This is a genomic window from Streptomyces sp. BK79, assembly GCF_044142145.1.
Taxonomy (GTDB): Bacteria; Actinomycetota; Actinomycetes; order Streptomycetales; family Streptomycetaceae; genus Streptomyces.
Genome location: NZ_JBHVOC010000052.1, coordinates 1 through 13,050, shown reverse-complemented (window position 1 = coordinate 13,050; position 13,050 = coordinate 1). Strand labels below are relative to the sequence as shown.

The 13,050-nt window shown below is 67.5% G+C and carries 13 protein-coding genes and 1 pseudogene; 6 read left to right on the top strand and 8 right to left on the bottom strand.

Going from position 1 to position 13,050, the window contains the following annotated elements:
* Together ACFIF2_RS35485 and ACFIF2_RS35480 are read left to right on the top strand one after the other, a co-directional pair.
* A partial coding sequence (locus tag ACFIF2_RS35485; RefSeq protein WP_395577417.1) for a hypothetical protein occupies positions 1-450 on the top strand: 450 nt, incomplete at its 5' end.
* A gap of 31 nt (positions 451-481) precedes the next feature.
* Entirely contained in the window at positions 482-922 is a 441-nt protein-coding gene (locus ACFIF2_RS35480; protein ID WP_395577416.1) for a hypothetical protein, read from the top strand.
* Between the two features lie 780 nt (positions 923-1,702).
* On the opposite strand, the gene ACFIF2_RS35475 is transcribed toward ACFIF2_RS35480, so the two are convergent.
* Complete coding sequence (locus tag ACFIF2_RS35475; protein ID WP_395577415.1) at positions 1,703-1,993, bottom strand: SCO4225 family membrane protein; 291 nt, start codon at positions 1,991-1,993, stop codon at positions 1,703-1,705.
* Between the two features lie 493 nt (positions 1,994-2,486).
* Here ACFIF2_RS35475 and ACFIF2_RS35470 point away from each other — a divergent pair, with 493 nt between their 5' ends.
* From ACFIF2_RS35470 to ACFIF2_RS35455, 4 genes are all read left to right on the top strand, one after another.
* Positions 2,487-3,494 carry a hypothetical protein gene (locus ACFIF2_RS35470; protein ID WP_395577414.1) on the top strand — a complete coding sequence of 336 codons (1,008 nt, stop codon included), beginning with the start codon at positions 2,487-2,489 and terminating at the stop codon, positions 3,492-3,494.
* A 79-nt stretch (positions 3,495-3,573) separates the two neighbouring features.
* On the top strand, positions 3,574-7,074 hold the full coding sequence (locus ACFIF2_RS35465) for a protein kinase (RefSeq protein WP_395577413.1): 3,501 nt from the start codon (positions 3,574-3,576) through the stop codon (positions 7,072-7,074).
* Positions 7,071-8,012, top strand: coding sequence for a serine/threonine-protein kinase (locus ACFIF2_RS35460; RefSeq protein ID WP_395577412.1), 942 nt, complete (start codon positions 7,071-7,073; stop codon positions 8,010-8,012). The genes ACFIF2_RS35465 and ACFIF2_RS35460 overlap by 4 nt, the downstream gene beginning before the upstream one ends.
* Positions 8,009-8,611, top strand: coding sequence for a hypothetical protein (locus tag ACFIF2_RS35455; protein ID WP_395577411.1), 603 nt, complete (start codon positions 8,009-8,011; stop codon positions 8,609-8,611). The genes ACFIF2_RS35460 and ACFIF2_RS35455 overlap by 4 nt, the downstream gene beginning before the upstream one ends.
* Positions 8,612-9,180: 569 nt before the next feature.
* Here ACFIF2_RS35455 and ACFIF2_RS35450 read toward each other — a convergent pair.
* The 7 genes and pseudogenes from ACFIF2_RS35450 to ACFIF2_RS35420 all read right to left on the bottom strand — a co-directional run.
* Complete coding sequence (locus ACFIF2_RS35450) at positions 9,181-9,450, bottom strand: hypothetical protein (RefSeq protein WP_395577410.1); 270 nt, start codon at positions 9,448-9,450, stop codon at positions 9,181-9,183.
* Positions 9,451-9,808: 358 nt separating this feature from the next.
* Positions 9,809-10,402 carry a hypothetical protein gene (locus tag ACFIF2_RS35445; protein ID WP_395577409.1) on the bottom strand — a complete coding sequence of 198 codons (594 nt, stop codon included), beginning with the start codon at positions 10,400-10,402 and terminating at the stop codon, positions 9,809-9,811.
* Between the two features lie 127 nt (positions 10,403-10,529).
* Complete coding sequence (locus ACFIF2_RS35440; RefSeq protein ID WP_395577408.1) at positions 10,530-10,793, bottom strand: hypothetical protein; 264 nt, start codon at positions 10,791-10,793, stop codon at positions 10,530-10,532.
* Between the two features lie 485 nt (positions 10,794-11,278).
* Positions 11,279-11,699 (bottom strand): annotated as a pseudogene (locus tag ACFIF2_RS35435) (transposase).
* Positions 11,696-11,974: a winged helix-turn-helix domain-containing protein gene (locus tag ACFIF2_RS35430; protein ID WP_395577407.1), complete on the bottom strand. Its 279-nt coding sequence runs from the start codon at positions 11,972-11,974 to the stop codon at positions 11,696-11,698. Before ACFIF2_RS35430 ends, ACFIF2_RS35435 begins: the two are co-directional and overlap by 4 nt.
* On the bottom strand, positions 11,962-12,228 hold the full coding sequence (locus tag ACFIF2_RS35425; RefSeq protein WP_395577406.1) for a helix-turn-helix domain-containing protein: 267 nt from the start codon (positions 12,226-12,228) through the stop codon (positions 11,962-11,964). Before ACFIF2_RS35425 ends, ACFIF2_RS35430 begins: the two co-directional genes overlap by 13 nt.
* 362 nt (positions 12,229-12,590) lie before the next feature.
* Positions 12,591-13,050: bacterial transcriptional activator domain-containing protein (locus ACFIF2_RS35420; protein ID WP_395577405.1), on the bottom strand; the 460-nt coding region annotated here is incomplete at its 5' end.

Here is a 13,050-nt window from a genome sequence, read left to right as displayed (position 1 = left end):
GAGAGGCGCAGTCCTCGGGTGGATGCGCTCATCGACGACCCGCCGCCGGGACCGGAATCCTCGCCAGAGAGCGCCGTCCTGACCACGGCCGACCGCTACTACCTCGGGTGGATGGAGTACCAGGCTGGGCACGGTGTCGAGCCCACAGCCGAGGAACTGTCCGCCCACCTCGCACAGCACGGAACCTACGGCCGCGGCGGAAAGCCGGTCAGTCCGGCGAACCTGCGCCGCTACTTCCTGCCCTCCCGCGTCTACCACGTCTGGGCCGAACACCGGACGGCCAGCGAGAACCCCGCAGCGGACGCCGTAGCGCAGCACTGCACGGCCCAGGGGATCACCGGCCAGTACAACAAGCCCATCACCACCGCCTACATCACCGAGCATGCCGACGAATTCGAGCGACGCTGGCAGGCGCTCATCCACCACCACGCAGGCGCCCAGCACGGATGACGTGCCTGATCCGCACACGAGGACGGGAACCATGCGAGCGCTGAAGATCGCCCCGGACGCCACCATCACGGAGATTGATCTACCCGAAACCGGTGCGCATGCGGCGATCCGGGAACTGCTCGGCTTCTCCGACGCCGTCGAGCAGGGCATCTACCACCGCCGCGCCGTGCTGCACGTTCACGGCAACGGCCGACAGGTCGGGCTCCCCCAGAATCTGGCTGCGCGGGCACTGGCCAGTGCCTGGCGCGGCATGGTGCTCTACCCGCTGGCCGGGACCGTCGCTGTCACAGGGCGCACGACGGCGGGGGAGCTGACGGGCCTTGACGGCGACTTGGTCCAGCACGCGACGGCCGTTGCACAGACCGTCCGGGAGACACTGACCGAGTGGCGCAGACGCCCTCCCGTCTCAAACGAAGCCGCGATCAGCGAACTACTCGCGTACGCAACCCGCGACGCGTCCGTGAGCAGGTAACACACGCGCTGGATACAGCAGCAGGGTGCGCAGGCCTCGAGCCGTCCGCGAGCGGAGTCGCGCGTTCTCTTCAGAGGTCGACGGTGCCCCTCATTGCCACCGAACAGCGATCACAGCATCTTGCGTGTAGGGAGCGCGATTTCATGAGCACTGCTTCCTGCGGAAACACCTGAATCCGCGTCTGATGAGCAGTGCGAGGATTCGGTGATCATGAGCAGAATTGCCGGTCAGGTTCTGGGGGATGTTTACTGTGGGTAGTTTGATCTGGTGCCGGGGTCGCGCAAAGGGCATGCTCGCCATGTTCTCCGCAGGGGGGTGGAGGGTGGGGGGTGGGGTGAGCTTCAATGGTCACCATGATCGCCGGTTACCCAACCCGGCGATCATCGGCTACGTTGCGCTCGCTTGGCCGGGTTGGGGTTTCCGTACGGGAACATGTCAGACCTCACGGGTGGTCCTCAGGGGGGACCCATGCGAGTCAGCGATGGTCATTTTGTGTAACCCGCACACACTCCGCCGTGACCTGTGACGGCAGCTACCGGTCTTGTGCATGTGCAGGCGTGGAGACCTCGCGACCTTCTCTCAGGCCATGGCGGCCAAGCCCTGACGCACAGGCCGGGGACTCGCTGCAGCCCGCGAAACCGCAGGTGAGGTACGGCCCCGTGGGGCACAGTGAGTAGTCCCTCCAAAGGCGCCGCACCCGTTCGCGACCGGCCCAAATGTCGAGCTCACCGCTGAGTGTGACAACGAGAGTTCCGGAGGTGAGACCGGCACCACCGGTCTTCAGCGGACCTTCTTTCCGCGCAGCAGGGCCCACAGAAGCACTGCCTGAACCAGGCCACCGGCGGTGAGGATGATGATATAGGTCTTTCCTTCGCCAGGGATGAACTGAGAGAGAACGGAAAAGGGGAGGGTAACCAATACCAGCCACACTGCCGCCATGCCGCCCGAGGCCCTGCTGGCCACGAACACGAAGAGAGCCGTCCCGATGACGAGGACGGCATAGGCTCCGGAAATCCACAGCGCCCTCCTGCCATTGCTGTAGCGCAGCGGGCCGCGCGGTGTGTGCTTCATGGTGTCCCACCTGCATCGTCGGTGAAGGGCGGGCCGAGACAAGAGGCATCGCGTCCCGCCCCCTGTTCTGGGTGACTACCCGCGTCCGTTGTTCGGATCGCCCGCCCGTACCGCTAGGCGGTAGATCCAGGGCGTCCGAATAGCAGACCCAGCGGAACCACCGTGAGTATGCAGGGCAGGTGTGGTCCGTGAGCGTGCCGTTTCCCCTTGAGGCTCCCCGGGCAGCCTGCCAGATCACGCCCTCGATCGAGCTGCTGCCGCAGCCGCTCAGGACCGTGCCGACCACTCATGCGCCTGTCATGGCGGGGCGTCATAAGCGATGCGCAACCAGCCAGTACCGAGTCGTAGTGGCGTGTGTGCCACCACCGCACGTGTCCGCCGCAACCGCAGAGGGTAAGGGACGCGTGTTCGTCAGCAAGAGACGGCAGGACAGTAAGGACCGGGCGGAACGACGCATCCAAGGACCGGAGGGCAGCCACCAGTGTTGCGTACCATGACCACACCCCTGCGCCGCAGATGGCGGCGTGTCCTGCACGGCTCGATCCTGCGGGGCCAAGTGCATCTGGACACCTTCCAGTCGGTGGTCATGTCCCTGCACACCGACTGCGAACTTGCGGTGAGCCGGGCGCGCACGCTCGGCGAGCGTGCCCGGCGGCGCGAGGTGGCAGACCGCGCCGACGAGCGAAGCAAGCAGTTCTTCGCGGGTGCCGTCGCGCTGACCGAGATACGCCTGGCGGACGGCGAGTCGTCAGCGCACCGCACCGAAACACTGATCGAGCACTATCTGAGCTGGCGAACGGCGATGAGCCAGACACTGGACGAACTGCGCAGTCCGCCCGAGAGCACAACGCAGCGGCTGCGTAATGAACTGACCTCCCTCTTGGACCACTTCAGCCCCCTGCAGCTCGGAGTCGTGATCTTCGCGGGCCTGCCCGAGAGCACCTACATCACCGGCGGCACCGACTCGCGGCTCGGCAAGGTGTTCGCCGCCGAACTGGCCTGGCTCGCGCTGCGCGGACATGTGTGGTTCCACTTCGGCGGGCAGGGCGTCAATGAGAACGCCATCGTGGCGACGCGCAACCCCGACGTCGCCGATCCTCGGCCGCTGGCTCCCGAGGAGCAGGCTCTCCTGGACTTCCTGTTCGCCGGCGCGGAGGAGACCCGCCTCGCCGAGGATCGGCCTGGTCGCCTTGGCCAGGCCAAGCAGGTGATCAGACTGGCCCGGCACCGTCTGGCAGAGCAGGGAGGGGGCAAACGGCACATACGCGAACGCGCCCGGCTGCTGCGTTCCTTGACGCTCGTGGACTCCTTGCTGCGTCCCGGGCCCGGAATCGACCAGTGGGCCACCGATCCCGAACTTCACACGAACGCCTACCCGTTGGCGGTGCTCTTCGCTCAACACCTCGGTCCCGGCAGCTGGCCGAGCCCGCCCGAAGAGGAGTTGTTCATCCCTTCGCTTCTGCCCCTCGCATGCACGCTGGCGGCGCAGAATGTCAGCTGAATCTGAGGCTGTCTCCTGGGACGTCGGCGACAAAATCCTGGAGCAGTACGAGGTAACTCATGTGCACAGGGCCGGGGGCATGGGCCTCGTCTACCGTGTGCGGCACAAACAGTGGGGCCTCGACCTTGCCGCCAAGCGGCCTCGCCCCGAACTCCTCGCCAGGGCCGACGGCGTGGAACGATTCGTCGAAGAGGCCGAGACATGGATGTCAATCGGGCTGCATCCGCATGTGTGCTTCTGCCACTACGTCCGCGTCGTCAGCGGGGTGCCGCTGGTCTTCACCGAGTACGTGGAAGGCGGCAGCCTGCGGGCCTGGCTCGACGACGGACGGTTGTACGAGGGCGGGCCCGACATCGCGCTGCTGCGAGTGCTCGACATCGCCGTCCAGATGGCGTGGGGACTCGCACACGCGCACGGGCGGAGCCTGGTCCACCAGGACGTCAAGCCGGGCAATGTCCTTCTCGACGCCCAAGGCAGTGTGAAACTCACGGACTTCGGACTAGCGCGGGCGTTCGCCCGAGCAGGGACGAGCCCTCCGCCGGACAGCCCTGGGGAGGGGCATGCGGAGGTTGCTGACTTTTCGGTGACCGTGCAGGGCATGACCCGCCCCTACGCCTCGCCCGAGCAGCTCGCGGGACAACGGCTCGGTCCTGCCAGCGACATGTGGAGCTTCGCCGCGACAGTGCTCGAGATGTTCTCCGGAGAGGTGACCTGGTACACGGGGGCTGCCGCCGGCGAGGCACTCGATGCCCTGCGGCGGCGAGCCCACCGCGAGGGGGATGCCGAGAGGCGCGAGGTACGCGAAGTCGGCGTCCGGCGGCCCGGGCCCGCGCTGGCAATGCCCGACGCGCTGGGAGACCTCCTCGCCCGGTGTCTGCGTCGGCTGCCTCAGGAGAGGCCCGCGAGTATGGGCGAGTGCGCCGAAGCGCTGACCTCGATCTACCGGGAAGTGTCGGGAGCCGCCTACCCCCGCCCGCGACCGGTCTCGGGGCGACTGCGTGCCGACGAGCTCAATAACCGCGCCTTGTCGCTGTTCGACCTTGGCCGTGCCACCGACGCCGATCAGCTTCTGAACCAAGCGCTCGCCGCTGACCCGCAACACCCTGAATCGATCTATAACAGGGGCGTGTTGAGATGGCGCGAGGGGGTGGCGACGGACGGGGCAGTCCTGCACGCCCTGCAAGCCGCGCGCGCGGGGGGCGGGGACCCGCTGCGCATCGATCCGCTGCTGCGGCTGGTCGGCCGGGAGCGGGGCGACAGTGGTGCGGACACTGAAGCGGACACCGGGCCGGACGCGCGCGAGCCGGCTGAAGACTTCACGGCGTTCAGAGCTCTGACGGTGGTCGCGGTCCCGCACAGCTCCCGCGTTCTCGCCTTCACCGCTCTAGGCAGGGCCCCACGCTTCTCTCTGCGTGACGTCGCTACGGGTGAGGTCCTGTGGGAGCGCCCTGGCCCCGACGTGGGCATCAGTGCCAGGGGTGGTCCCCCAGTGTTTCCCGTGGGGGACGGCAGCCGGGCCGTCATCGAGGCCGCCGACGGCCTGTGGGAGTGCGATGTGAGGACCGGGCACTTCGCACGTGTCGTGCACGACCGCCGGGTACGAATACACCTCGTCGCCACGGCCCAGCATTCCCGCAGGGCCGTGGCGGCCGAAGCGCTCCACCGCGCTGGCCCGGTGCGGTTCTGGGATGTGGGCAGCGGCCGAAGGGCGGTACTCATCAAGGCGCGTGACCGCGTACGGGCGGTCGCACTCACCCCGGACGGACGGCAGGCACTGGTCGCCTGCGAGCAGGGCGAGGTCCAGGTCTGGGATCTGCACGACCGGCGGTACGCAAGGAATCTGGCCGGACGCTCCGCCGCCAACGCCGGTCCGGTGGACGCCGTGCACATCACGCCGGACGGCCACTGGGCGGTCGGTTCGGCCGGAGGTACTGAGGTGAGCGTGTGGGAGCTGGCGACCGGCCGCCGTACCGCATGCCTCGATTTCGCGGCGGACAAGTGCGCCTCTCTGTGTGTCACATTGGACGGGCGACTGGTCACGGGGCACGGCGGCGGAGCGGTCCGCCTGTGGGAGCTGCCGTCCGGCGCTCCGGTGCGGGAACTGGCCGCTCACCCCACTGTGGTGCACCATGTGGAGGTGGCCCGGACGGCCCAGGAGAAGAGCGCCCGCTGGGCACTGACGCACTGCCTGGACGGCGCGGCCCGCGCGTGGGATCTGGAATCGGGCCGCTGTCTCTTCACCCTAACCACCGGCTTGACCAACCGTCTCCCAGCCGCTTTGAGCGCCGATGGCCGATACGCGGTCCATGTACGTGACGGGGAGCTGCGGGCCCGGCCTCTCGCCACGGGGCCCGAGAGCCCTCTGCAGATCTCCCGGCCGCGATCGGTCGCGGTCCAGTACGCAGTCAGGGCGCATGTCGACGACCACCTCGCCCAAGCAGCACAAGCCCTTGCTGCAGAGGAGTGGGAGCGCGCGCACCGGCTGCTGAAGCAGGCCCGCGAACAGAAGGGGCACGAACGGGACAACAAAGCCCTGGAGTTATGGGGCCGGCTGGCCCTGGTGTCCTCCCGCACCGCCTTCCGCGGAGGCTGGCTCAGCCATACCCTGGGCGACCCCGACACGCTTCCGCTGGCCGTGTGTGAAGTTTCGGGCGAGTCCCATGTGCTGGTGACCAGGCGTGCCGACGAAGGAGCGGGCGACGGCGGGCAGGTATGGCTGGCCGACCTTGCCACGGGTGCGCAGCACACAGTCCTCGATGGTCATGACGCGGCGGTCACCGTGGGCGCCGTGAGCCCCGACGGCAGGTTCGCCGCCACGGCTGAGGAAGATGGATCCTTGCGCTTCTGGCGCTTCGCAAGCAAAGAGCGCGACAAAAGTGAGCACTTGGGCGCAGAGTGTTTGCACAGGCGCGTAGGACACACAGACGTGGTGTCCGTGCTGTGCTTCAGTCCCGACGGTCGCCTTCTCCTGTCCGGGGGCCGAGATCGTATGATCCTCGCGTGGGACGTATCAAGCGGCCGTTGCGTGCGGGTCCTGAGAGGACACAGGGCGTCGGTGACGGCGCTCAGAGTCACCCCGAACGGACAACATGTCCTGTCCACGGGGCCGTCCGAACACGCGGTACGGGTGTGGGATTTTAGCACAGGGCGCTTCCTGCGCTTCCACGCCCGGTCGGCCATCGGAGGACACGACTTCCTCGAAGTGACTCCGGACGGACGCCACGTCGTCTCGGCAATGTTCCAGCAGACCGTCATCGAGGTACGCGCGCTGCAATCGGGGCACCTGGTGCAGCGCATGGAGGGCCCGTCCGCGGCTCTCTGCCGCGGTATGTGCTTGTCTCCGGACGGCAGCTACGTCTTCGCCGCCGCCAGCGACGGCCGCGTCCGTGTGTGGAAGTGGGAGACGGGTGAGCAGGTGGGTGAACTCATCGGGCGGGACGGGGAGTTCGACGGCGTATACATGACGAGGGACGGGCGGCATCTGGTGACAGGTCGCTCTGGTGGCGCGCCCAGTGTCTGGGAGTGTGACTGGGACCTGGCACCAAGGTCCGCCGAGTATGCAGCGGAGGAAGCCCCATGACCAGCGCGGACTGGCTGAAGCCCGCCGTGCGCGCAGCTCTCGCCGAGCGCGGTGTCCGTATCCTGCGCGAGCTGGGGAAGGGAGCCATGGGCAGCGTGTTCCTGGCCCGCGAGACGGCGACCGGGCGGGACTTCGCGTTGAAGGTCATGCTCCCGCGCGTCGTGCCGGGACCGCACTCGCTGGCACGCTTCCGCCGCGAGGCCGAGATCACCGGCAGGCTGGGCCACCCCCGCATCGCAGCCCTCCACCGCGTCGACGAGATCGACGAGACCCTCGTTCTGTACGGGGAGTTCTGCCCCGGTGGCAGCCTCGACCAGTGGGCCGCGCGGCGGCATGACTCCCCCTTCACGCCGGAAGAGGTCCTGCGCGTCGCCGACCAAGCCATGGACGGCCTGGCTCATGCGCACACTCAAGGCGTCGTCCACCGCGACGTCACGCCGCAGAACCTCCTGGTCAGCTCGGTCAGCAAGCCAAACGACAGTTCCGGCGAGACCTTCGATGTCAAGGTTGGCGACTTCGGTCTCGCCAAAGCCTTCGACGAGGCCGGTCTGAGCGGGTTCACCCTGACCGGCACCACGGCCGGCCGCCCACAGTTCATGTCGCGCGCGCAAGTTGTCGACTTCAAGTACAGCGGCCCCGAGGTGGACGTGTGGTCGCTGGCGGCCTGCCTGTACTGGATGCTTACGCTCGCCAGCCCTCGGCCCTTTCCGCCCGGCGCCGACCCCTGGCAGATCGTACTCGACAGCCCGCCGACGCCGGTCCGGTTCCACAACCCGCAGGTTCCGTGTGAGCTGGCGAAGGCGATCGACCGGGCGCTGCACGAGGAACCGGGCGCCACCATGACCACCATGGTCGAATTGCGCGAGCTGCTGTCACACTGCGACGGATTGGCGCCCCTGGACCAAGGCGGCGAAGGAACCAGGGGGGCCAGGCCATGAGCGGGGAACTTTACGGACTCATCGGGGCTGTTGGTGGGGCCCTTGTCGCAGGCGTCCTGGCCTACGTCACTCAGCGGCGTGGACAGCTCCATACCGCACGGCTGGCCAAAGCGGAGGCGGCGACAGCCCGTATCGTGCGGATCAGGACGACGGTGCGAACCTGGTACGCGTTTCTTGACCACACGGCTCAGGACCTCAGACTGGAACGCCCCGTTGACGAGGTCGCCTTCGATGAGACGGCCCGCAGGCTCGCCTCCGAGGTCCAGGAGGCCCTCGACGCCCTCGCCCGGGACGGCATCTGGTTCCGGCAGGGACGCTACACAGCGGGGACGGACGGCGAACCCGAGGGAATCTACGAGTTGTTGGCTTCCGCGACCCGCCGTCTCAAGGACTCACTTGCACCCGGGCCGCCGTCATGGGGCGACGCCGAGGCCGAGGTCCTTGAGATCCTCGGACACGTGCAGCTGGAACGCGCCGAGCTCTCGACGCTGCTGATGGACCTGATCGAGGGCTATACCGAAGAGGGTGTCCGGGTGGTCGGAGGGCTTCAGCCGCCTGCTGTCCGTGGAGCCTCTCTCCGCCGCAGGAGGCGCCCGTGATCTCGCCCAGCTTCGCCAGGTGATGGCGGACGCAAGGGCGCAGGATGTCGCGCTCGACGCGCCGGGATCCCGGATCGGCCGCGCCTACGGGGAAGCGCTGCACGCTCTGATCCGCCCGGTGATCCAAACGTGAGTGGCAGTGGTGAAAGTGGGCCGCGCCCTCCAGCATCTGCTGTACCCGCTGGTCCAGCGCGGCAGTGGGGCAGCGCGGTGCCCAGGGCCGCGCTGAGTGCCCCGACGCTGTCGCTTCAGAAGGCCCTGACTCTCGTACGGGAGCAGTCCGAGCGGGTCATGGCCGAGGGCCCACGGATGGATGCCGTCGGCTGTGACATGTGCAAGGGTTGATGGTTGCGTAGCGACTGAGCGTTACCGCTGCCCGTGATCACGCGGAAATGTTCGATCGGTCTCACGATCGCGTGAAAGTGCTCGCGAAGCTGCGGAACCTACACTGTTTGCAGGTTCCGCCGTTCTGTGAGCACTGGCTCCTGGGGAAACGTGCGAATTTGGATCCCGTGAACATGGCCTGTGTTGGCGGTTGTTGAGCAATCGGCGGTCAGCGGATGCTGAGGTCACGCACTCTGAGTGAGGTTCCTGCGCTGGAAGGCGTTGACTGAGTGGTGGCTGCTTATCCAGGTTCCTGTACTGCGCTGGCGGCAGCGGAGGACCTTGCCGTGGTCATAGATGATCGTCTCGGCTGCGACCGTGGGCAGCAGGGGCTGCCCATTCCGGTCCACCAGCTTGTCCGCGTCGAACACCACGGTGGAGGGCACCCCCGCAGTACGGAAGCGGCTCGCTCCCATCGGCCGGACCTCGCGTGGACGCACCGTCTCGAACAACACCCCCGCCACATCGTCGACTTCGTCGACACCGGAGTGAGACGGAGCCCGGTGATCACCTTGCTGTAGAGGTCCGTCGCGACGGTGAGTTCGCACTGCACCCACCGGCAGGTCACCGGTTCCATGGCGAAGACGTCCAGGCAGTTGGTGTCCAGCACCACGTACTCACCCGGTCGGGTAGCCCGCAGCCGGCCGTAGGTCCCCTTCGGGGCATCCGCGATCGACCGCTTCCCCTTCGTGCTGCCCTCGAAAGCGTTCGTGCCCTTGGACAGGGCCCGCAGCAGCTCGTAGCCCGTGGTGCGGGCCGGAACCGGGACCGTGCCCTGCCCGTACTCCTTGACCAGACGTTCCTCGATTTCGATCAGGACCAGATTCCGCACCGGCGGGAGCCCCGCTCGTGCCCCTTCAGCACCGACCGAGCCATCTCCAGCCACCGCGAGTCGGCCCGGTCCAGGACGCTCCGTGCGGGCCGCTCGTAGATCAACCCTGCCGGACCGGACTTCTTCACCCGGGCGACCCACCGGCGCACTGTTGCCGGATCGACCTCGAGTTCGGCGGCCTTGGCCTCGTAGCGGTGCATCCACGGCGTGCCAGGCGCGTAATCCTGGCGCGGCTCGCCGGGAAGAGCCAGCACCTCGCTGCCGAGTTGGAAGCCGGTCAGGACCTCCTGATCATGGCGGCACCTCCGCGTCAGGTCATCATCACCGTCGTCGTCGAGACTGCTCAACACCGCAGCAGCCGTCGGCTCCTTCTCCTGCGGCACCGGGACCAGGATCTCGGTGGTGGGATGCACCAGCAGCACGGAAATGTCCACCTGCCGCCACCTCGGCACTCCGACAACTGCGGCAGCAGACTGGAGAAGGATCCGGCGGCCCTCGATCTCAGCGACCGTGAACTGTTCTCCGTCGAAGCTGATCGCAAGCCCCGGCTGCAGAGGGGTCGTCCAGGAAGTCACACGCACCTCCGCAGTACCGAGGCACCCGACAACGGGCGCGACAGATCCGTCGCCAGCCGCCGGTCCACAACAAGGACATCAGCGCCGTCCTCGCCTCCTCGGACGGCCTGCCACCCGCCAACCGCCGCTAGGCCAGGGCCAGTTTCTCACCATCCGCGACCTGCCGCCACTCTTCCTCCATCTCGGCGGCAGGCGCCATCCCGGGGCGCCGGTAGCCGGCCAGGTACCGCACGTTCTCCAGTAGGACCCGATCCGCGCCGGACCAGATCTGGAGCTCCCAGCCGTGCTGTTGGAACAGTTCGCCCGGCCATGCCAGCGCTTCAACGACCTTCGGGTCCTCCAACCGCCTTGCCGGTTTGACGTTGACCACCCGCACTGTTCCCAAACGCATGGCCAGCAGAAAATCCGGAACGTGATGCCGTACTCGGTCCCCGACCCGAGCAGCCAACCGGCACGGCTGGGCACCCCTGCACCGCGGGATCGAAGTCCGTCAGCAACAGTCGGGCCAGCTCCAGGCGGCTTTCGTAGACCACATGGCCGCCTGTCGTCGCAGACGCATACTTCCCTGAGTAGTGGGTTACCCCGTGCATCGACCGGACGTCCCGCCACGGTATCGACTCCGCGAAGTCCGCCAATCGCAGCTGCCGAAACGGCACTTCCCGTACCGACGCATCCTCGTACCGGATCCATGCCGTTGAAACCTTGCGTGTGAAGCGGGTGCTGCCCATCTCCGTGCTGTCATGCTCTAGACGGTACGGAGCCCAGCGTGCGCCTTCCCGAAAGTCCGCAAGAGACCGAGAAACGACGGCCACGGGCTGTAGCCATTGCGCGTCAACTCGCGGGACCCTACATGCGGGCATTACCGACTTCAGCGCGTCAGGGTGAGGCCCGATCGTCAAGCGTCAGGCCGGTTCCGGCTATGAAGCCGTCGAGGGTGACGGCGAGGTTGGCCTGGCTGCGTTTGACGTGTGCCCATACCCACTCGACGGGGTTGAGGTCTGGTGAGTAGGCGGGCAGGAGGAACACCGTCAGCCACTCGCGCTCGGCGATCAGCTCATGCATGGCTTGGGAGACGTGGGGTGTTCAGGCGGTCCCAGACCAGCACGATCGGTGCCCTGAGGAGTTGGTGGACGCCGTCGATGAGTGCGATGAAGTCCCGCTCGCCCATACTGCGGCGTGCGCCTTTGCCCGCCTGGTGGGTGCGCAGTCGGTGGCACAGGCGGGTGCGGGAACCGGGCCGTATCGCGATCAGCCCGGCCACGGACAGGCGTCCCGAGCGGCGTCCGCTGACGGTCACGATGGGGGTGCGGCCGCGTCGGCCCCAGGTATGTCCCCGGGGCGGCTTGCGGGTGAACCCTGCTTCGTCTTCGAAGCAGATGTAGCCTCCGCAGGCCGCCCGGGCTCTTTTACCTCGGCCCAGGTCGCCTCCTTCGAGACGGTGACGGTCTGCTCGTCGCGCTCGGCGACCTGGCGTGCGGGGACCTGCGGGCTGAAGCCGAGCCGCTGCATCAGCCGCGTGGCACCCGAGACGCTGTAGGAGACGTGAAACTTCCTGCGGTTCAGCGTGGCCACCCTCGATGCGGTCCACACCTGGTCCTCCACCCAGCCGTGGGCGGCCGGGCCTCATCGAGGTATCCGGCCAGTTTCTCCCCACAGCGCGGGGACAGCCGGCAACGAGTTCCGCTCGGGCCGCGGGAAGCCAGAGCCTCACGACCGCCGTCCCGCCACAACTGGTGCCACTGGTAGGCCGATTTCAGGCTCACCCGCAGCCGCCGTGCCACCTCCGGCGGCTTGATCGCCTGCTCGAACAGCTCGGCTGCCTGCATCCGTACCGACTCCCGGCGCCGACGCCCCTCAGCGGTCAGCCCGCCCCCGTCCGCATATCTCACACCACACGGATACAGCCGCCCACCCCCACCCATCAGGAGCTTCGCAAAAAATACACCCCGACGAGCTGAAGTGTAGGCTCCGCGACGTCGTGCGCACTGGTTGCTGCGGAGACTCCAGAATGCGGGCTCGATGCGCATTCGCCCGGTCGGTCACGGGTGCGCACATCCTCCGCACCAGCGTGGTTCACGGCGGGAGGGGCTTCGGCGACACCGCAGGTCGCGTGCCATTGCGCACGCAGGCCCGCATTTGCGCATGGAGTGCGTATCACCAGCCGACATTGCGCATCGAGTCGTGGAACCTACATGAAGTCAGTAGCGCCGGTGTCGTTGAGGAGGTCGTTGATGAGCTGTTCGGTCTCTGTCTCCATGGAGCAGTCGAGTTCCTGGTTGACCTGCTGGATTCGGGTGATCGCGGTGTGCAGTCCTTGCCGGTTCCCGGCCGTGTGTTCGAGGCGGCACCAGTTGCGGTAGAGGAGTTCGGCGGTGTGGTCGGCGTCGAGGCCGGTGGTGAGGGCCCGGCGGGCGGCGCTGAGGTTCTGGTGGGGGCCGGGCTGGGTGCGGTAGGTGGCGACGGTGTGCGCCACGTCGACGATCCGGGTCGTCATCTCCTGCTGATACGGCTCGGCCCACGGCAGGGGATTGCCACCGAACGGCCTGCCGCGCACGAGATCGAGGGCCTTCTCGAGGTCGGGCAGGCCGGCCGGGCCTGCGGGCAGGGCGTGTTCGACGAGGTGCAGGAAGCGAGTCCAGTCGCTGCGA